Genomic DNA, 19,629 nt, shown 5'->3' with positions numbered 1-19,629 from the left:
CACCATGCAACGTTTCGCTGAACCCGCACCCGCCGCCGTCCCGCAGATCTGGTCCCTGTTAAGCCAGATCCCGGACCCGGAGATCCCGGTGCTGACCATTACCGATTTAGGGATGGTGCGCAGCGTTACCCCGCAGGGTGAGGGCTGGGCCATCGGCTTTACGCCAACCTATTCCGGCTGCCCGGCCACCGACCACCTGATGGGGGCGATCCGCGACACGTTGACCGCTCACGGCTATGGACCGGTGCAGATCTCCATCCAGCTTGACCCGGCGTGGACCACCGACTGGATGACCCCGGACGCCCGGGAGCGTCTGCGCCAGTACGGCATCAGCCCCCCGGCCGGTCACAGCTGCCACGCGCATCTGCCCGCCGAGGTGACCTGTCCGCGCTGCGCCAGCACCCGTACCACGATGATCAGTGAATTTGGTTCTACGGCCTGCAAAGCGCTCTACCGCTGCGACAGCTGCCGGGAACCCTTCGACTATTTCAAATGTATCTGAGGTCGCCATGACAACGTTTTATTCCTTAACGGTGGCAAAAGTAGAACCCGAGACCCGCGATGCGGTGACCATCACCTTCGCGGTTCCCCAGGCGTTGCAGGAGGCGTATCGCTTCCGTCCGGGCCAGCATCTGACCCTGAAAGCCCATCTGGCGGGCGAAGAGTTGCGCCGCTGCTACTCCATCTGTCGCAGCGTTCAGCCGGGCGAGATCAGCGTGGCGGTGAAAGCCATCGACGGCGGGCGCTTCTCGCGCTATGCCCGGGATGAGATCACACAGGGGATGGCGCTGGAGGTGATGGTGCCCCAGGGTCACTTTGGTTATCAGCCTCAGGCGGAACGCGAAGGCTGCTATCTGGCGATTGCCGCCGGTTCCGGCATCACCCCGATGCTGGCGATCGTCTCCAGCACCCTGAAAACCGAACCCACCAGCCAGTTCACCCTGATCTACGGCAACCGCAGCAGCCAGAGCATGATGTTCCGCCAGGCGCTGGCCGATCTGAAGGACAGCTATCCGACCCGCCTGCAGGTGGTCAATATCTTCAGCCAGGAGACGCTGGACAGCGAGCTGCTGCAAGGCCGCATCGACGGCGAAAAATTGCAGGCGCTGGCGAAACATCTGATCGACTTCAGCCAGTTTGACGAAGCCTTTATCTGCGGCCCGGCGGCGATGATGGACGAGGCCGAGCAGACTCTGAAAGCGCTGGGCATGCCGGAAAAATCCTTGCATCTGGAACGCTTCAACACCCCGGGCACCAGCGTAAAACGCGCCCACACCGTGCAGGTGGAGGGCCAGAAAGTGACGGTGCGCCAGGACGGACGCGACCGCGAGATCACCCTTACTGCCGACGACGAGAGCATTCTCGACGCCGCCCTGCGTCAGGGGGCGGATCTGCCGTACGCCTGCAAGGGCGGAGTCTGCGCCACCTGCAAATGCAAAGTGCTGCGCGGGAAAGTGGATATGGCGACCAACTACAGCCTCGAGCCGGACGAACTGGCGGCGGGCTACGTTCTGAGCTGTCAGGCCCTGCCGCTGACCAGCGACGTGGTGGTGGACTTTGACGCGAAGGGGATGGCATGAGCGACCTGATTGTTACCCGTCAGGGTCGGGTGTTGCACCTGACTCTCAACCGCCCGGCGGCCCGTAACGCCCTCAACAATGGATTGCTGAGCGAGCTGGCAACTACTCTGGAAGCCGCAGCTGACGACCGCGAGATCTCGGTGTGTGTGATCTCCGGCAACGAACGCTTCTTTGCCGCCGGGGCCGACCTCAATGAGATGGCCGAGAAAGATCTGGTCGCCACCCTGAACGATATTCGTCCCCAGCTGTGGGGGCGCATCAACGCCTTCAGCAAACCACTTATCGCCGCGGTCAACGGCTACGCGCTGGGCGCAGGCTGCGAACTGGCGCTGCTGTGCGATGTGGTGATTGCCGGGGAGAACGCCCGTTTCGGCCTGCCAGAAATTACGCTGGGCATCATGCCCGGCGCGGGCGGCACCCAACGCCTGATCCGCAGCGTGGGCAAATCACTGGCCAGCAAAATGGTGCTGACCGGAGAGAGCATTACCGCCCGTCAGGCGCTGGCCGCGGGTCTGGTGAGCGACGTTTATCCCGAATCTCTGACCCTGGAATATGCTCTCCAGCAGGCGGCGCTGATGGCGCGTCACTCCCCGCTGGCGTTGCAGGCCGCGAAGCAGGCCTTACGCCAGTCTCAGGAAGTGGCCCTGCAGGCCGGGCTGGCCCAGGAGCGTCAGCTCTTTACCCTGCTGGCAGCCACCGAGGATCGCCGCGAGGGCATTGATGCCTTTCTGCAAAAACGCACCCCCGACTTTAAAGGACGCTAACCATGGATTTCATTCTGAGTCACGTTGAGCAGGGGGTAATGACCATTACCCTGAACCGCCCGGAGCGTCTCAACAGCTTTAACGAGGAGATGCATCTGCAGCTGGCGGCGTGCCTGACCCAGGCCGAGCGCGACGACAGCGTGCGCTGCCTGCTGGTGACCGGTGCCGGACGCGGTTTTTGCGCCGGACAGGATCTCAACGACCGCAACGTCGACCCGAACAGCCCCGCGCCGGACCTCGGGATGTCGGTGGAGAAATTTTATAACCCGCTGGTTAAGCGCCTGGCAAAACTGCCCAAGCCGGTGATCTGCGCGGTGAACGGCGTCGCTGCCGGGGCCGGTGCCACCCTGGCACTGGGCTGCGACATCGTGATCGCCGCCCGCTCGGTGAACTTTGTGATGGCCTTCAGCAAGCTGGGTCTGATACCAGATTCCGGCGGGACCTGGCTGCTGCCGCGCCTCACCGGCCGCGCCCGGGCGATGGGCCTGGCCCTGCTGGGGGAGAAGATCAGCGCTGAACAGGCGCACGCCTGGGGGATGATCTGGCAGGTGGTGGATGATGCTGAACTGAACGACACCGCCCACCAGCTGGCGTTGCATCTGGCCGCGCAGCCGACCTTTGGCCTGGGGCTGATCAAGCAGGCGATCAACTCCGCCGAAACCAACACCCTGGACGTACAGCTGGATCTGGAGCGTGACTATCAGCGCCTGGCCGGACGCAGTGCCGACTACCGGGAAGGCGTCAGCGCCTTCCTCAACAAACGCGTGCCGCAGTTTACGGGGAAATAAGATGACGACAATTCATACCGTGGCGGTGATTGGCAGCGGCATCATGGGGGCGGGGATTGCCGAAGTGGCGGCCAGCCACGGGCATCCGGTGCTGGTGTATGACATCAATGCCGGGGCCATCACCCGCGCCATTGACGGCATCCGCACCCGTCTGGAGTCCCGCGTGGCGCGGGGCAAGCTGAGCGCCCAGGCCTGCGAGCAGACGCTCCAGCGACTAAACCCGGTCACCGACATTCACGCCCTGGCGGCGGCCGACCTGGTGATTGAAGCGGCCTCTGAGCAGATGGAAATTAAAAAAGCGCTCTTTGCTGAACTGGCAGAGATCTGCCCGGCCAACACGCTCCTGACCAGCAACACCTCCTCTATCTCGATCACCGCAATTGCCGCCGACCTGCGCCACCCCGAGCGCGTGGCCGGGCTGCACTTTTTTAATCCGGCCCCGGTGATGAAGCTGGTAGAGGTGGTGAGCGGGCTGGCGACCTCGGAAGAAGTGGTGGCGCAACTGAGCGAGCTGGCGGTGAACTGGGGTAAACAGCCGGTGCGCTGCCAGTCCACTCCGGGCTTTATCGTTAACCGCGTGGCGCGTCCGTACTACGCCGAAGCCTGGCGGGCGCTGGAAGAGCAGGTGGCCGCCCCGGAAATTATCGACGCGGCGCTGCGCGACGGCGCGGGCTTCCCGATGGGGCCGCTGGAGCTGACCGACATGATCGGCCAGGACGTCAACTTCGCCGTCACCTGTTCAGTATTTAACGCCTTCTGGCAGGAGCGCCGTTTCCTGCCGTCGCTGGTGCAGCAGGAGCTGGTGCTGGCCGGGCGCTTCGGTAAGAAAAGCGGCCAGGGCGTCTACAACTGGCGCAGCGAGAGGCCTGCCGTGAACTGGCTGGAGACCCTTGGCGACACCTGGAGCGCCATGAGCGTGCAGCGAAGAAGTGACGGTGTCACCGAAATTGACGGCCTGCTGCTGATCGAGACTCAGGGCGAGACTGCCCAGGCGCTGGCAAACCGTCACGGCCAGCCGGTAGTGGTCATCGATCGGCAAGAAGGGGATGTAGCGGTGATTGCCGCCGCGGCCAGCAACCCGGCCTCCGCTACCCTGAAAGCGGTCCGGCATCTGCAGCAGCAGGGCAAGCGCATCCTGCAGGTGGCGGATTATCCCGGCCTGCTGATCTGGCGCACGGTGGCGATGATCGTCAACGAAGCCCTCGACGCCCTGCAAAAAGGGGTTGCCAGCGAACAGGATATCGATACCGCCATGCGCCTCGGGGTGAACTACCCGCGCGGCCCCCTGGCGTGGGGAGAACAGCTTGGCTGGCAGCGTCTGCTGATCCTGCTGGAAAACCTGCAACGCCACTACGGCGAAGAGCGTTACCGTCCGTCATCCCTGCTGCGCCAGCGCGCGCTTCTGGAGAGTAGCTATGAGTCATAACGCCTGGCGCAACGCCCGCGCCATGTATGAAAACGATGCCTGCGCCCAGTCCTGTGGCATCGACATTATTGAGATGGATGACGGCGTCGCCGTGCTGACCATGACCGTCACCCCGCAGATGCTCAACGGTCACAAAAGTTGCCACGGCGGCCAGCTGTTTACCCTTGCCGATACGGCCTTCGCCTACGCCTGCAACAGTCAGGGGCTGGCGGCGGTGGCCTCGGGCTGCACCATCGATTTTGTGCGTCCGGCCTTTGCCCATGACAAGCTCACCGCCACCGCGCAGGTGCGCCATCAGGGGAAACAGACCGGCGTGTACGACATTGAAATTGTTAACCAACAGCAAAAAACCGTTGCCCTGTTCCGTGGGAAATCCCACCGCATCGGCGGCACTATTACAGGAGAAGCATAATGCGTGACGCCTTTATTTGTGACGGGATCCGTACCCCTATTGGCCGCTATGCCGGGGCATTATCCGGCGTGCGCGCGGACGATCTGGGCGCCATCCCGCTGCGCGAGCTGCTGGTGCGTAACCCGGGTCTGGATGCGGAACGCATTGATGATGTGATTTTTGGCTGTGCCAACCAGGCGGGGGAAGACAACCGCAACGTGGCGCGCATGTCCCTGCTGCTGGCCGGGCTGCCGCAGACCGTCTCCGGCACCACCCTCAACCGCCTGTGCGGCTCCGGCCTGGATGCGCTGGGCTTTGCTGCCCGCGCCATTCGCGCCGGTGATGGTGACCTGATGATCGCCGGGGGCGTGGAGTCGATGTCCCGTGCGCCCTTCGTGATGGGAAAAGCCACCAGCGCCTTCCAGCGTCAGAATGAAATCTTCGATACCACCATCGGCTGGCGTTTTGTGAACCCGCTCATGGCGCAGCAATTTGGTTCTGACAGCATGCCGGAAACGGCAGAGAATGTAGCGGAATTGTTAAAGATTTCCCGTGAAGATCAGGACGCCTTTGCTTTCCGCAGCCAGCAGCGCACCGCTCAGGCTCAGGCCAACGGCATCCTGGCCCAGGAGATCGTCCCGGTGATGATTAAAGGCAAAAAAGGGGCGGTGACTGAAGTGATGCATGATGAACATCTGCGCCCGGAGACCACCCTCGAGATGCTGGCCGGGCTGAAAGCGCCGTTCCGCGCCGGTGGCGTGGTCACCGCAGGTAATGCCTCCGGCGTGAACGACGGTGCCGCAGCGCTGATTATCGCCAGCGAGGAGATGGCCGCGGCGCAGGGCTTAACCCCGCGTACCCGCATCGTGGCGATGGCCACCGCCGGGGTGGAACCGCGTCTGATGGGGTTGGGCCCGGTGCCGGCCACCCGCCGCGTGCTGGAGCGCGCCGGGCTTAGCATCAACGATATGGACGTTATCGAACTGAATGAAGCCTTTGCTTCGCAGGCGCTGGGCGTGCTGCGCGAGCTGGGGCTGCCGGACGATGCTCCCCATGTGAACCCTAACGGCGGCGCGATTGCTTTAGGCCATCCGCTGGGGATGAGCGGGGCCCGTCTGGCGCTGGCCGCCAGCAACGAGCTGCACCGTCGGAAAGGGCGTTATGCGCTCTGCACGATGTGCATTGGTGTCGGTCAGGGCATTGCCATGATCCTTGAGCGTGTCTGAACAATTATAAAAATGTGAGTACCCTACAATGAAAATCACAACGACAACGAAGCTGGATCCGATCGAAACCGCGTCCCTGGATGAACTGCAGGCCCTGCAAACCCAGCGCCTGAAGTGGACCTTAGAACACGCGTATAACAACGTCCCGATGTACAAACGCAAGTTTGATGCGGCGGGTGTCCATCCTGACGATTTCAAAGAGTTAGCGGATATCCGCAAGTTCCCGTGCACCACCAAACAGGATCTGCGCGACAACTATCCCTTCGACACTTTCGCAGTACCGATGGAGCAGGTGGTGCGTATTCATGCCTCCTCAGGCACTACCGGCAAACCGACCGTGGTCGGCTACACACAAAACGACATTGATAACTGGGCCAACATTGTGGCGCGCTCTCTGCGGGCTGCAGGCGGCAGTGCGAAAGATAAAATTCATGTGGCTTATGGCTACGGACTGTTTACCGGCGGACTGGGGGCGCACTACGGTGCCGAGCGTTTAGGCGCGACAGTGATCCCGATGTCCGGCGGCCAGACCGAGAAACAGGCCCAGCTGATCCGCGATTTCCAGCCGGACATGATCATGGTGACGCCATCCTACTGCCTCAACCTGATTGAAGAGCTTGAGCGCCAGATGGGCGGCGATGCCAGCCAGTGCTCCCTGCGGGTCGGCGTGTTTGGTGCCGAACCCTGGACCCTGGCGATGCGCCGTGAAATCGAAAAACGCCTCGGGATCACCGCCCTCGACATCTACGGCCTTTCGGAAGTAATGGGCCCGGGCGTGGCGATGGAGTGTATCGAAACCGCCGACGGCCCGACCATCTGGGAAGATCACTTCTACCCGGAAATTGTCAACCCGAACGATGGCACGCCGCTGAACGACGGCGAGCAGGGCGAACTGCTGTTCACCACCCTGACCAAAGAGGCGCTGCCGGTGATCCGCTACCGCACCCGCGACCTGACCCGCCTGCTGCCGGGTACCGCCCGCACCATGCGCCGTATGGATCGCATCAGCGGCCGCAGCGACGACATGCTGATCATCCGCGGCGTGAACGTCTTCCCGTCCCAGCTGGAAGAGGAGATCGTCAAGTTCGAGCACCTGTCGCCGCACTACCAGCTGGAGGTAAATCGTCGGGGCCATCTTGATTCGCTTTCGGTGAAGGTGGAGCTGAAACAGAGCAGCTTAACCCTGACCCACGAGCAGCGCTGCCACGTGTGCCATGAGCTGCGCCACCGCATCAAGTCGATGGTAGGGATCTCCACCGACGTGACCATTGTCAACTGCGGCAGCATCCCGCGTTCCGAAGGCAAAGCCTGTCGCGTCTTCGACCTGCGTAAGGCCGCTGCCAACGGCTAATCCCGGCCTGCTGACCCTCTCCGTATTGGGGAGGGTCAGGCTTTTGGGGCTATGCTATGATTCATCCGACATAATAATCACAACAGAATGAATCACATGAGTAAACTCGACGCCTTTATCCAGCACGCGGTCAGTTCCGTTCCCGTCAGCGGCACCTCGTTGATCTCCTCCCTGTACGGTGATGCGCTGTCGCATCGCGGCGGCGAAGTCTGGCTGGGAAGCCTGGCGGCACTGCTGGAGGGAATGGGATTTGGTGAACGCTTCGTGCGCACCGCGCTGTTCCGCCTGAACAAAGAGGGCTGGCTGGATGTGGTTCGCATCGGCCGACGCAGCTTTTACCGCCTGAGCGACAAAGGGCTGCGCTTAACCCGTCGCGCCGAGGCGAAAATTTACCGCGCAGAACTACCGGCCTGGGACGGCAAATGGTTGCTGCTGCTCTCCGAAGGAATGGACAAAGCCACGCTGGCGGATGTGAAAAAGCAGTTGATCTGGCAGGGGTTCGGCACTCTGGCACCCAGCCTGATGGCCTCGCCGTCGCAGCAGCTGGCAGACGTGCAGACGTTACTGCACGAAGCGGGGGTGGCCGAGAACGTCATCTGCTTTGAGGCGCATTCGCCGCTGGCGCTCTCCCGCGCCGCGCTGCGCTCCCGGGTGGAGGAGTGCTGGCAGCTCAGCGAGCAGAACGTCATGTATGAAACCTTTATCGACTCGTTCCGTCCGCTCCTGCCGCTGCTGCGGGAGGCCACCCCGGATGAGCTGACGCCGGAACGCTGCTTCCAGATCCAGCTGCTGCTGATCCATTTTTATCGCCGGGTGGTGCTGAAAGATCCGCTGTTGCCGGAAGAGTTACTCCCGTCGCACTGGGCAGGCCAGACGGCCCGCCAGCTGTGCATCAACATTTATCAGCGCGTCGCGCCGGGTGCGCTGGCGTTTGTCAGTGAGAAAGGCGAGACCAGCGTCGGCGAACTGCCGTCGCCGGGCTCTTCTTACTGGCAACGCTTCGGCGGCCTGACGCCTGCGTAAAGGAGGTAGTGTGCCTGTATATCAAATTGATGGGATGACCCCGGTTGTTCCGCCAGAGAGTTATGTCCACCCGACCGCGGTGCTGATTGGCGATGTGATCCTCGGCAAGGGGGTTTACGTAGGGCCCAACGCCAGCCTGCGCGGTGATTTTGGCCGTATCTTGGTGAAAGACGGAGCCAACATCCAGGATAACTGCATCATGCACGGTTTTCCGGAGCAGGATACGGTGGTGGAGGAGGAGGGCCATATTGGTCATGGCGCGATCCTGCACGGTTGCATCATCCGCCGCAATGCGCTGGTGGGGATGAATGCGGTGATCATCGACGGGGCGGTGATTGGCGAAAACAGCATTGTTGGCGCGGCCGCGTTTGTGAAAGCGAAGGCGGAAATGCCGGCCGACCATCTGATCATCGGCAGCCCGGCCAAAGCGATCCGGGTGCTGAGCGAGCAGGAAAAGGAGTGGAAAAAGCAGGGCACCCGGGAGTATCAGACCCTGGTGGATCGCTGCAAACAGACGATGCATCAGGTGGAGCCGCTGCACGAGGTGGAACCGGACCGTAAGCGGCTGGTGTTTGATGAAAATCTGCGGCCCAAATCCGCCGGTTGAGCGGCAAAACCCGCTTCATAACGAGATTGGGATCACGTAAATATCTGTTTTTATGATATTAAACAAGAAAATATAATAGGCCTCAATCTGAGGGTTGACACTGCGTCTATAATGAGTAAATTAGAACTCAGCACCACAGAGAAATAAATGTTTCACGGTGCGGTAATAGAGCAGTAACGAGATGCGATAAAGGCCACGAAGTAGTGTAGTTTGGGTCCTGGTAATAAGTAAACGCCAGCGTGAACACGCTTTCAGGCCATGCAGTAAATCAGTACGATCGCATGATGGGGAAGTTAACGCGATGATGTAAGGCCTTGTTTCAAAGAGTAATGGTCGCGACTTGGGTACGTAAGTATGGCGTTAAGAATATCGCGACGCAATTAAGGCAACGCATCAAGAGTATATATCGCGTGGGTGATGTACACGACAGGAAAAAATGTTATTTCACATACTTATCGAAGGAGGTAGCGTTAACTGGTTTAAACGGTAATCCTGTGAGAATAAGTACATCTTTGAAGTTGTAGTGTGTAATTAAGTTGATGAATGTTAATTATTAATTTGGTAGTACCCTAAAAGCCCCGGCAAAATATTGCTGGGGCTTTTTCATTTCTGTGGAGCTAATTCCCGTCCCGCTGTTGATGGTGTAAAAACGACCATTAATGTGCAGCCAGTTCGTAAAAAAAGAAATGCTAACTCTACGAGGCGTCTCGTAAAGATGCGGGAGAAGGCAGGGGAAATAAAAAACTCCCACCGGGCGGTGGGAGTGGGAAGTCTTATGCAGCGACCAGACCGTCGATCGCGGCTTTAGCGTCGGACTGGGCTTTGGTTGCCACTTCCGGACCGTATGCGATACCTTCAGCAAACACGAAGTTCACGTCGGTAATGCCGATGAAGCCCAGGAATACGGACAGGTACGGGGCAATCAGGTCAGTTGGGGTATCTTTGTGAATACCACCACGGCTGGAGAGCACAACCGCACGCTTACCGGTAACCAGACCTTCCGGCCCTTTCTCGGTGTAGCGGAAGGTGACGCCAGCACGGGCAATCAGGTCAAAATAGTTTTTCAGCTGCGTCGGGATGTTAAAGTTATACATCGGGGCGTTAATCACGATCACGTCGTGCGCCTGCAGCTCAGCAATCAGCTCATCAGAGAGCGCCAGCGCTTCCTGCTGACGTGGGGTCAGCGGCGCATCGCCTGGACGCAGAGCACCTACCAGTTCACCATCCAGTACCGGGATTGGCTGAGCGGCCAGATCGCGGACGGTGATTTCGTCACCGCTGTGCTGTTCACGCCACTGTTCAACGAAATAATCAGACAGCTGACCAGACTGAGAGTACCCTGCCAGAATACTGGATTTAAGAACTAATACTTTGCTCATGGGTGATTCCTTTTATGTATTTGATGAGGGGGGTTGCCCCGTTGCTTGCTGACACTTTATTCACAATCCTGTCGCAGGGATAGCGCAATATATCGAAGCCTATGTTCGAATTTTTTGAATAAGGCGCAAAAAGCACCGATGTGGTACTCTATATCAATCATTAAAAAGAGATTTTATCCGGCAGTGCACTGCCCGTTAACGCTATGACAGAACAACAGAAATTAACCTTCCCGATGCTGATGCAACAGTTGGAATCGCTGATGCTGCGTGACAAACAGCGGTTTGCCCGCCGTCTGCACGGGGTCAAGAAGGTTAAAAATCCTGATGCACAACAGGCTATCTACCAGGAGATGGCGAAAGAGATTGAACAGGCTGCCGGTAAGGTCGTGCTGCGCGAAGCCGCGCGTCCTGCGATCACCTACCCGGAAAACCTGCCCGTCAGCCAGAAGAAACAGGAGATCCTCGAAGCCGTACGCGATCACCAGGTAGTGATTGTGGCGGGGGAGACCGGCTCGGGTAAAACCACTCAGCTGCCAAAAATTTGTATGGAGCTGGGCCGCGGGCTCAAGGGCCTGATCGGCCACACCCAGCCGCGGCGTCTGGCGGCGCGTACCGTGGCAAACCGTATTGCCGAAGAGCTGCAAAGCGAGCCGGGCGGCTGTATCGGTTATAAGGTGCGATTCAGCGATCACGTCAGCGACAACACCATGGTCAAACTGATGACCGACGGGATCCTGCTGGCGGAAATTCAGCAGGACCGGCTGCTGATGCAGTACGACACCATCATCATCGATGAAGCGCACGAGCGCAGCCTGAACATCGACTTCCTGCTGGGCTATCTGCGGGAGCTGCTGCCGCGTCGTCCGGATCTGAAAGTGATCATCACCTCGGCCACCATCGACCCGGAACGTTTTTCGCGCCACTTCAACAATGCGCCAATCATTGAAGTCTCCGGTCGAACCTATCCGGTGGAAGTGCGCTACCGTCCGATGGTGGAAGAGGCCGACGACACCGAGCGCGATCAGCTGCAGGCCATCTTCGATGCGGTGGACGAGCTGGGCAACGAAAGCCCGGGCGATATCCTGATCTTTATGAGCGGCGAGCGCGAAATCCGCGATACTGCCGACGCGCTCAGCAAGCGCGACCTGCGCCATACCGAAATTTTGCCGCTGTATGCCCGTCTGTCCAACAGCGAGCAGAACCGCGTGTTCCAGTCCCACAGCGGCCGCCGCATCGTGCTGGCGACCAACGTGGCGGAAACCTCCCTCACCGTGCCGGGCATTAAATATGTCATTGACCCCGGCACGGCGCGTATCAGCCGCTACAGCTACCGCACCAAGGTGCAGCGCCTGCCGATTGAGCCGGTATCCCAGGCCTCGGCTAACCAGCGTAAGGGCCGCTGCGGACGCGTCTCGGAAGGGATCTGTATTCGTCTCTATTCGGAAGACGATTTCCTGTCGCGCCCGGAATTTACCGATCCGGAAATTCTGCGTACCAACCTCGCATCAGTCATTCTGCAGATGACCGCTCTTGGGCTGGGGGATATCGCCGCCTTCCCGTTTGTCGAAGCGCCGGATAAACGCAATATCCAGGACGGCGTGCGCCTGCTGGAAGAGCTGGGGGCAATTACCACCGACGAGCAGGCCACGGCCTACAAGCTGACCACGCAGGGTCGTCAGCTCAGCCAGCTACCGGTGGACCCGCGTCTGGCGCGGATGGTGCTGGAGGCGCAAAAACACGGCTGCGTGCGCGAGGCGATGATCATCACCTCGGCGCTCTCCATTCAGGATCCGCGCGAGCGTCCGATGGACAAGCAGCAGGCCTCCGACGAGAAACACCGACGCTTCCACGACAAAGAGTCCGACTTCCTCGCCTTTGTGAACCTGTGGAACTACATCGGGGAGCAGCAGAAAGCGCTCTCCTCGAACCAGTTCCGCCGCCAGTGCAAGCTGGATTTCCTCAACTACCTGCGGGTGCGCGAGTGGCAGGATATCTACACTCAGCTGCGCCAGGTGGTGAAAGAGCTGGGTATTCCGGTGAACAGCGAACCGGCGGAGTACCGCGAGATTCACATCGCGCTGCTGACCGGTCTGCTGTCGCATATCGGGATGAAAGATGCCGATAAGCAGGAATTTACCGGCGCGCGTAACGCCCGTTTCTCCATCTTCCCGGGCTCCGGCTTGTTCAAGAAGCCGCCGAAGTGGACGATGGTGGCCGAGCTGGTAGAGACCAGCCGCCTGTGGGGACGCATTGCTGCACGCATCGATCCGGAGTGGGTCGAGCCGGTGGCCCAGCATCTGCTGAAGCGCTCGTACAGTGAACCGCACTGGGAGCGGGCGCAGGGCGCGGTGATGGCCACCGAAAAGGTCACCGTCTACGGCCTGCCGGTGGTGGCCGCGCGTAAGGTTAACTACAGCCAGATCGACCCGGCGCTGTCCCGCGAGCTGTTTATCCGCCACGCGCTGGTGGAGGGCGACTGGCAGACCCGTCACGCCTTCTTCCGCGAAAACCTGAAGCTGCGCAGCGAAGTGGAAGAGCTGGAGCACAAAACCCGTCGCCGCGACATCCTGGTGGATGACGAGACGCTGTTTGAGTTTTATGACCAGCGCATCAGCCACGATGTGGTCTCGGCCCGCCACTTCGACAGCTGGTGGAAAAAGGTCAGTCGCGACACCCCGGATCTGCTCAACTTTGAAAAGAGCATGTTGATCAAAGAGGGGGCGGAGCAGGTCAGCAAGCTCGATTACCCGAACTTCTGGCATCAGGGCAACCTCAAGCTGCGCCTGAGCTACCAGTTTGAACCGGGCACCGATGCCGACGGCGTGACCGTTCACATCCCGCTGCCGCTGCTTAACCAGGTGGAAGAGAGCGGTTTCGAGTGGCAAATTCCCGGCCTGCGCCGGGAGCTGATTATCGCCCTGATCAAATCCCTGCCGAAGCCGGTGCGGCGTAACTTTGTCCCGGCCCCGAACTACGCCGAGGCGTTTTTGGGCCGCGTGACGCCGCTGGAGCTGCCGCTGCTGGATTCGCTGGAGCGCGAGCTGCGCCGGATGACCGGTGTGACCATCGACCGCGAAGACTGGCACTGGGATCAGGTGCCCGATCACCTGAAAATCAGCTTCCGCGTGGTGGACGAGAAGAACAAGAAATTGCAGGAAGGCCGTTCCCTGACCGACCTGAAAGACGCCCTGAAAGGCAAAGTGCAGGAGACCCTCTCCGCCGTGGCCGACGACGGGATCGAACAGAGCGGGCTGCATATCTGGAGCTTTGGTCAACTGCCGGAAAGCTACGAGCAGAAGCGCGGCAACTACAAGGTGAAAGCCTGGCCGGCGCTGGTGGACGAGCGCGACAGCGTGGCGATCAAGCTGTTCGATAACCCGCAGGAGCAGCAGCAGGCGATGTGGCGTGGGCTGCGCCGTTTACTGCTGTTGAACATCCCGTCGCCGATCAAGTATCTGCACGAGAAGCTGCCGAACAAAGCCAAGCTGGGACTCTACTTTAACCCGTACGGCAAGGTGCTGGATCTGATCGACGACTGCATCTCCTGCGGCGTGGACCAGTTGATCAACGCCGCGGGCGGGCCGGTGTGGACCGAAGAGGGCTTTGCGAAGTTGCACGAAAAAGTGCGCGCTGAGCTTAATGAGACGGTGGTCAACATTGCGAAGCAGGTCGAGCAGATCCTCACGGCAGTGTTCAATATCAACAAGCGCCTGAAAGGGCGGGTGGATATGACCATGGCGCTGGGGCTGTCGGATGTGAAGGCCCAGATGGCCGGGCTGGTCTATCGCGGGTTTGTCACCGGCAACGGCTACAAGCGTTTAGGGGATACGCTGCGTTATCTGCAGGCGATTGAAAAACGTCTGGAGAAGATGGCCATCGATCCGCACCGCGACCGGGCGCAGATGCTGAAGGTGGAAGCGGTGCAGCAGCGCTGGCAGCAGTGGCTGAATAAGCTGCCGCCGGCCCGTCGCGATGACGAAGATGTGCAGGAGATCCGCTGGATGATCGAAGAGCTGCGCGTCAGCTTCTTTGCGCAGCAGCTGGGAACGCCGTACCCGATCTCCGACAAGCGTATTTTGCAGGCGATGGAGCAGATCTCCGCCTAAAAAACGCCGGGCGGCGCATTCGCTTGCCCGGCCTACGGAGTCCTGTAGGCCCGGTAAGCGCAGCGCCACCGGGCATTTCCTCAGCCGTTGACCACTGCCAACGTAAACCCATCCCACCCCTTTACGCCCACCGTCTGGAGCGCCGTGGCGGTCAGGCGCGGGTTATCGCCAATCATCTCAATAAAGCGTCGCACGCCGTGCACCCGGGCATCATCGCTCTGGCCGTTAATCACCTCCCCGTCACGCACCACGTTGTCACCGATGATCAACGTTCCCGGTCGGGAGTAGTGTAGCGCCCACTCCAGATAGCCGGGATTGTTTGGCTTGTCGGCATCAATAAAAATCAGATCGAACGGGGGAACCTCGCCAAGCTGGTCGAGGGAGAGCAGCGCCGGGCCTTCAATCAGCTCAATGCGAGAGTCCAGCCCTGCCAGGTGGATGTTCTGGCGCGCGACCTTCGCGTGAACCGGATCGGCCTCAAGGGTAATCAGCTGCCCGTCCGGCGGCAGGGCGCGCGCCATCCAGATGCTGCTGTAGGCCCCAAGGGTGCCAATCTCCAGAATGCGCCTGGCCTGGGTCATGCGCACAAACAGCGCCAGCAGCTGCCCCTGATTGGCGGTGACGTCGTGCGCCGGTAAACCTGCGCGCTGGTTATTTTCCAGCACCTGCTGAAGCACCTCATCCTGAGGAATAAGCTCGGAAATCATGTAATTATCTACGGCAGACCACTGTTGTTGCATAGATTGACCCCTTAGTGAGAGTTTTGCCCGGCGGCGCTACGCTTGCGCGGGCCTACGATCCGATTATGCCGACCACCCACCCCCCAGCGCCTTATACAGATCGATCTGCGCCAGCAGCAGATTATTTTTCGCCTGCACCACGCTGGTCTGCACCGAGAACAGCGTCCGCTGGGCGTCGAGCACGTCCAGATAGGACGAATAGCCGTTGTTATAGCGGTTCTGCGCGATCCGCAATGTCTCCTGGGCGACCTCCTGCTGGGCCACCAGTTCGGTCAGCTGCTCGCCGTAGCGGGTGATAGCATCCAGACTGTCATTCACCTCTTTAAAGGCGTTGCGCACGGTTTTTTCATAGCTGTAGAGCGCCTGATTACGCTGCGACTGGCCGATATCCACCTGGGCATTCAGCGCCTGGCGGTTCAGGAGCGGGGCCAGAATACTGCCGCCGATGCTCCACAGCTCCAGCGGGTTGTCCAGCAGGCCGGGCAGGGTACGATCCTGGATCGAACCGGTTGCGGTCAGGTTGATCGACGGCAGCAGGCTGGCGCGCGCGGATGCCAGGGAGGCATCCGCAGCGATCAGCTGGCGTTCCGCCTGCACAATATCCGGGCGGCGATTAAGCAGCGACGAAGGCAGCTGCGATGGGATACGCAGCGGGGTCAGGGTGTCGAAATCCGCGCTGCGGGCGATGGCTCCCGGGTTGCCTCCCAGCAGCAGGGTCAGGGCGTTCTCCTGACGGGCAATCTGGTTCTGCACCTGCGGGATCTGCGCCCGCGTCGAGCGCAGCTCGGAGTCGGACTGCATCAGCTCCAGACGCGAGCTGTAGCCGGTCTGATACTGCCGTTGCGCCAGGTTGAAGGCCTCTTCCCGCGCTTTGAGGGTCGACTGCGTCACCCGGAGCTGCTCGTCCAGCGCCAGCAGGGTGACATAACCCGAGGCTACCGAGGAGGCAACGGTCAGATCCGCCGCGGCCGCCGCCGCTTTTTGCGCCTCGAGCGAGGCCCGGGCGGCATCGGTGGTGCGGCGGTTCACCCCCCAGATATCCACATCATAGCTGGCGGTCAGGCTCCCTTTGTACAGCGCGCCGTAGGTGGGCAAACCGGTGGCCGCCGACTGGGACCGGGCGCGACCCGCATTCAGATCGGCATCGAGGGTCGGAAACAGGTTGCCCTCACTGGCGTACACCCGGGCCTGATACTCATTGATCCGCTCCCGGGCAATCAGCACATCGCTGTTGTTGCGCAGGGCCTGATCCACGTAAGCGTTGAGAGGATTGTCGTGAAAATTGCGCCACCACATCTGCTCTGCCGGGCTGGCGGGGCCGGTGCTGGCCCGCCACTGGGCGGGGATCTGCAGGGTGGGTTTCGCCGGGGCGACATCCACCGACTGGCAGGCGCTCAGGGCGGTGGCAATCAGCAGGGCGATGAGCGGGCGGCGGATCATTCTGCCTCCCGGGTATCAATCGTCACCTGCACCGACATTCCCGGGCGCAGCCGTGCCGCGTCTTCGGCCTTGCCGAGCACCTCTATGCGCACCGGGATCCGCTGGGCAATCTTGACGAAGTTGCCGGTGGCGTTATCCGGGGTAATAGCGCTGAACTCTACCCCGGTGGCGGGGGAAATGCTCTGCACCCGGCCTTCATAGGCCTGGTCGTTCAGGGCATCGACGGTAAATTTCACCGGCTGGCCGACACGGAGGTTCGCCAGCTGAGTCTCTTTGATATTGGCGATCACCCAGTGCTGCGGCGGCACCAGGGTGGTGAGGTGGGTCCCGGCGGTAACGTAGGCCCCCAGACGTACGGCAATCTGCCCCAACTGGCCGTCGCGCGGCGCAACGATGCGGGTGTTCTGCAGGTCGATCTGCGCCAGCTCCAGCGCCGCCTTCGCGTTTTCGACATCGGCCTCCAGCGCAGCGCGGTTAACGATCGCGGTCTGCAGATCCTGGCGCGACATCTCCAGGGTGGCTTTCGCCTGGTCGATGTCGGCGCTGCCCTGGGCGGCGCTTGCCAGCGCGGCATCCCGCTCACGGATCGACAGCGAACCGTCGGCGGTAAGGTCCTTCACGCGCTTTAAGTCGGCCTGGGTTTTCTGGCTCTGGGCCCGGGCGTTTTTCAGCGCCGCCTCGTTACGCTGGATCACCGCTTCGGCGCTTTTGCGCTGTTGCAGGTTGTTGTTGAGGGTAGCGATTTTCATCGCCAGCTGGGCTTCGGCCTGATGCACCCGCTGGCGGTAGATGCGATCGTCGATCTGCAGCAGCAGGTCGCCTTTCTTCACCTGCTCAAAATCCTGCACCTTCACCTCGGTGATGTAGCCATTCACCTGGGGGCTGATAAAGGTGGTCTGGCCGCGCACGTAGGCGTTATCGGTAAACTGAACGTGGCGGGTAAAGGGCGGTAGCTGCCAGGCGTACAGGATCACCAGCACGCCAACGATACCGATCGCGGCGGCGGCGAACACTGACACCACGCGCAGATTATTACGGGTATTGGCCTGCTCTTTAGCGGCATCCTGCTGACTCATAACTTCTCCAGAAACATCATTAATTTTTATCCATTACTGACTGCCGGTGGCCTTTTTCAGCGCCAGACGGGCAGTGATGCGCAAGCGCAGCAAGCGCCATAAAATCCAGACCAGCGTGGCGGTGGCAATGCCAGCCGTCAGAAGATAAGTATCGTTGTAAGCGAGAATATTTGCCTGCAGCGTGCTGGCGGTTTGCAGCTGGAGCGCCGACTGGGTGCTCAGCAGGGCGCTGTCGCCAATCTGACTCTGGTACATCTGGCTGTACATTTGCAGCCGTTCAGTCACCAGCGGGTTGAGGCTGGTGAGCTGTTCAGCCAGCAGGCCAGAGTGGTACTTCTCGCGCCAGGTCTGAAAGGTGCCCAGAATGGCGGAACCCAACAGGCCGCCGAGGTTCTGACTCATGCCGAACAGCACCGAAAAGCTGACCAGGTTACGCGGGTCAGCAATGACGCCCCCAATCCCGGCCAGCATCGCCGGGGCGAGGAAGAAGGCGCTGCCGAACCCGAGCAGGAACTGGCTCAGCATCAGCTGATCCGGGCGGGTGAGGCTGGTGGACTGGCTGTCGAGCAGGGAGGCGATAATCATCAGCACCAGCGAGGTCACTATCGGCCAGGCCAGTCGGGTCGGTTTGATGGTCAGGCAGCTGACGGCGATGCCGCAGGCGATCCCGGCAAAAATCGCCCACGCCAGATGGGTCATCTGTTCGTTCTGCAGGCCGACATACTGCAGCCAGCCAATCACCCCAGTGTTCTGCTCCGCCAGCACGATGCGGATCAGCAGCATGATCAGCCCCAGGCGCAGGATGCTGCCGCTAGAGAGCCAGCGGGTGTTCAGCAGCGGGTTGCTGCGGTTATGCTCGAAGAAAATCGCCGAGACGATCAGCACCAGTGAACCCGCCAGCGCCCAGCCGATCCACGGCGCTTCAAACCACCAGTCGACGCGCCCGAGCGACAGCACCGCGCACAGCAGCGCCATCCCCGGGGCCAGCAGAATAAAGGTGATAAAATCTTTCTTCTCGAACACTTTGCGCCGGTCGCCGGGAGGCAGCTTGAGGGCGATCACGCAGCCCAGTGAGATCAGCGCTAGGCCGAGTTCGAAGAGGTAGAGCCCGCGCCACTCGTCCAGCTGCAGCAGCTCGGTAGAGAACAGCCGCGCAATGGGGATCGCCAGCGACGAGCCGGTGATGCCGATGGTCAGCGCCTTCAGGCGATGTTTCGCCGGCCAGGCCTGGATCTGATAGTAGATGCCCAGCGAACTCAGCGCTGCAGCCACCATGCCGTGGGCGGCGCGCACCATCAGGGCCGAGCTGAGATCGTTGACGAACAGGTGAAAGAAGGTGACCAGCACATACAGAACCAGAAAGCCTTCGGTGAAGGCGCGCAGGCCAAACTGCTGGCGAAACTTCACCAGCAGCAGGTTGATCGACACGTTGGTCATCACGTACACCGCCGGTAGCCAGGCGATCTCGGTGGACCAGGCGGAGAAGGTGCCCTGCAAATTTTGCAGGTTGGCCGCAACCATCGCATTGCCCAGCGCCCCGGTCAGGCAGACCAGCAAACCCACCACCCCATAGGCGATGCGTTTCGGGGTGCTGTGCACCGGCGTGGACGGGGAGCCTAACAGCATCGGCTTTTCGTGAGGCTGCCACTCGCGAGGAGCATAGGGGTCGCGTTGGGGCAGTCGCATAGCGGTAATTACCTGTCGCATTAATGAATGGTTAGTGGGCTAATGA

Annotated in this window: 16 protein-coding genes; 11 read left to right on the top strand and 5 right to left on the bottom strand. The window is 60.7% G+C overall.

Translation table 11 applies throughout. The features are described from left to right. The first annotated feature begins 4 nt into the window (after positions 1-4). The 10 genes from paaD to paaY all read left to right on the top strand — a co-directional run bounded on the left by paaD (position 5) and on the right by paaY (position 9,156). On the top strand, positions 5-502 hold the full coding sequence (gene paaD, locus G7090_RS12290; protein WP_106993068.1) for a 1,2-phenylacetyl-CoA epoxidase subunit PaaD: 498 nt from the start codon (positions 5-7) through the stop codon (positions 500-502). A gap of 7 nt (positions 503-509) precedes the next feature. After that, positions 510-1,580, top strand: a complete 1,071-nt coding sequence (gene paaE, locus G7090_RS12285) for a 1,2-phenylacetyl-CoA epoxidase subunit PaaE (RefSeq protein ID WP_166182613.1) — start codon at positions 510-512, stop codon at positions 1,578-1,580. Continuing rightward, positions 1,577-2,344: a 2,3-dehydroadipyl-CoA hydratase PaaF gene (gene paaF, locus G7090_RS12280; RefSeq protein ID WP_166182612.1), complete on the top strand. Its 768-nt coding sequence runs from the start codon at positions 1,577-1,579 to the stop codon at positions 2,342-2,344. The genes paaE and paaF overlap by 4 nt, the downstream gene beginning before the upstream one ends. Before the next feature lie 2 nt (positions 2,345-2,346). After that, positions 2,347-3,132: a 2-(1,2-epoxy-1,2-dihydrophenyl)acetyl-CoA isomerase PaaG gene (gene paaG, locus G7090_RS12275; protein WP_166182611.1), complete on the top strand. Its 786-nt coding sequence runs from the start codon at positions 2,347-2,349 to the stop codon at positions 3,130-3,132. Between the two features lies 1 nt (position 3,133). Further along, positions 3,134-4,558 (top strand): 3-hydroxyacyl-CoA dehydrogenase PaaH, encoded by a 1,425-nt coding sequence (paaH, locus tag G7090_RS12270; protein ID WP_166182610.1) that lies wholly within the window; start codon positions 3,134-3,136, stop codon positions 4,556-4,558. Then, a complete protein-coding gene (paaI, locus tag G7090_RS12265) occupies positions 4,548-4,970 on the top strand; it encodes a hydroxyphenylacetyl-CoA thioesterase PaaI (protein ID WP_166182609.1) in 423 nt (140 codons plus the stop codon). Before paaH ends, paaI begins: the two co-directional genes overlap by 11 nt. Beyond that, entirely contained in the window at positions 4,970-6,175 is a 1,206-nt protein-coding gene (gene pcaF / locus G7090_RS12260; RefSeq protein WP_166182608.1) for a 3-oxoadipyl-CoA thiolase, read from the top strand. Before paaI ends, pcaF begins: the two co-directional genes overlap by 1 nt. 34 nt (positions 6,176-6,209) lie before the next feature. Beyond that, the gene (paaK, locus tag G7090_RS12255) at positions 6,210-7,526 is read left to right on the top strand and encodes a phenylacetate--CoA ligase PaaK (RefSeq protein ID WP_166185278.1); all 1,317 of its coding nucleotides are present in this window, start codon (positions 6,210-6,212) and stop codon (positions 7,524-7,526) included. An 87-nt stretch (positions 7,527-7,613) separates the two neighbouring features. Continuing rightward, complete coding sequence (gene paaX, locus G7090_RS12250; protein WP_166182607.1) at positions 7,614-8,549, top strand: phenylacetic acid degradation operon negative regulatory protein PaaX; 936 nt, start codon at positions 7,614-7,616, stop codon at positions 8,547-8,549. 10 nt (positions 8,550-8,559) lie between these two features. After that, positions 8,560-9,156 (top strand): phenylacetic acid degradation protein PaaY, encoded by a 597-nt coding sequence (gene paaY / locus G7090_RS12245; protein ID WP_166182606.1) that lies wholly within the window; start codon positions 8,560-8,562, stop codon positions 9,154-9,156. Positions 9,157-9,929: 773 nt separating this feature from the next. On the opposite strand, the gene azoR is transcribed toward paaY, so the two are convergent. Further along, positions 9,930-10,535, bottom strand: a complete 606-nt coding sequence (gene azoR, locus G7090_RS12240; protein ID WP_166182605.1) for an FMN-dependent NADH-azoreductase — start codon at positions 10,533-10,535, stop codon at positions 9,930-9,932. A gap of 203 nt (positions 10,536-10,738) precedes the next feature. Here azoR and hrpA point away from each other — a divergent pair, with 203 nt between their 5' ends. Further along, positions 10,739-14,641 carry an ATP-dependent RNA helicase HrpA gene (gene hrpA, locus G7090_RS12235; protein WP_166182604.1) on the top strand — a complete coding sequence of 1,301 codons (3,903 nt, stop codon included), beginning with the start codon at positions 10,739-10,741 and terminating at the stop codon, positions 14,639-14,641. Positions 14,642-14,721: 80 nt separating this feature from the next. Here hrpA and G7090_RS12230 read toward each other — a convergent pair whose 3' ends face one another. The 4 genes from G7090_RS12230 to G7090_RS12215 form a co-directional block, all read right to left on the bottom strand. Further along, entirely contained in the window at positions 14,722-15,381 is a 660-nt protein-coding gene (locus tag G7090_RS12230) for an O-methyltransferase (protein WP_166182603.1), read from the bottom strand. Between the two features lie 63 nt (positions 15,382-15,444). Beyond that, entirely contained in the window at positions 15,445-16,821 is a 1,377-nt protein-coding gene (locus G7090_RS12225; protein ID WP_166182602.1) for an efflux transporter outer membrane subunit, read from the bottom strand. Beyond that, complete coding sequence (locus G7090_RS12220) at positions 16,818-17,897, bottom strand: HlyD family secretion protein (RefSeq protein ID WP_166182601.1); 1,080 nt, start codon at positions 17,895-17,897, stop codon at positions 16,818-16,820. The genes G7090_RS12225 and G7090_RS12220 overlap by 4 nt, the downstream gene beginning before the upstream one ends. A 33-nt stretch (positions 17,898-17,930) precedes the next feature. Next, complete coding sequence (locus G7090_RS12215) at positions 17,931-19,583, bottom strand: MFS transporter (RefSeq protein ID WP_166182600.1); 1,653 nt, start codon at positions 19,581-19,583, stop codon at positions 17,931-17,933. Positions 19,584-19,629: the final 46 nt, after the last annotated feature.

It is taken from the genome of Leclercia sp. 29361 (genome assembly GCF_011290365.1).
GTDB lineage: Bacteria > Pseudomonadota > Gammaproteobacteria > Enterobacterales > Enterobacteriaceae > Enterobacter > Enterobacter tamurae.
Note: the sequence above shows the minus strand (reverse complement) of the source record. Positions and strands in the feature narration are given on the sequence as shown.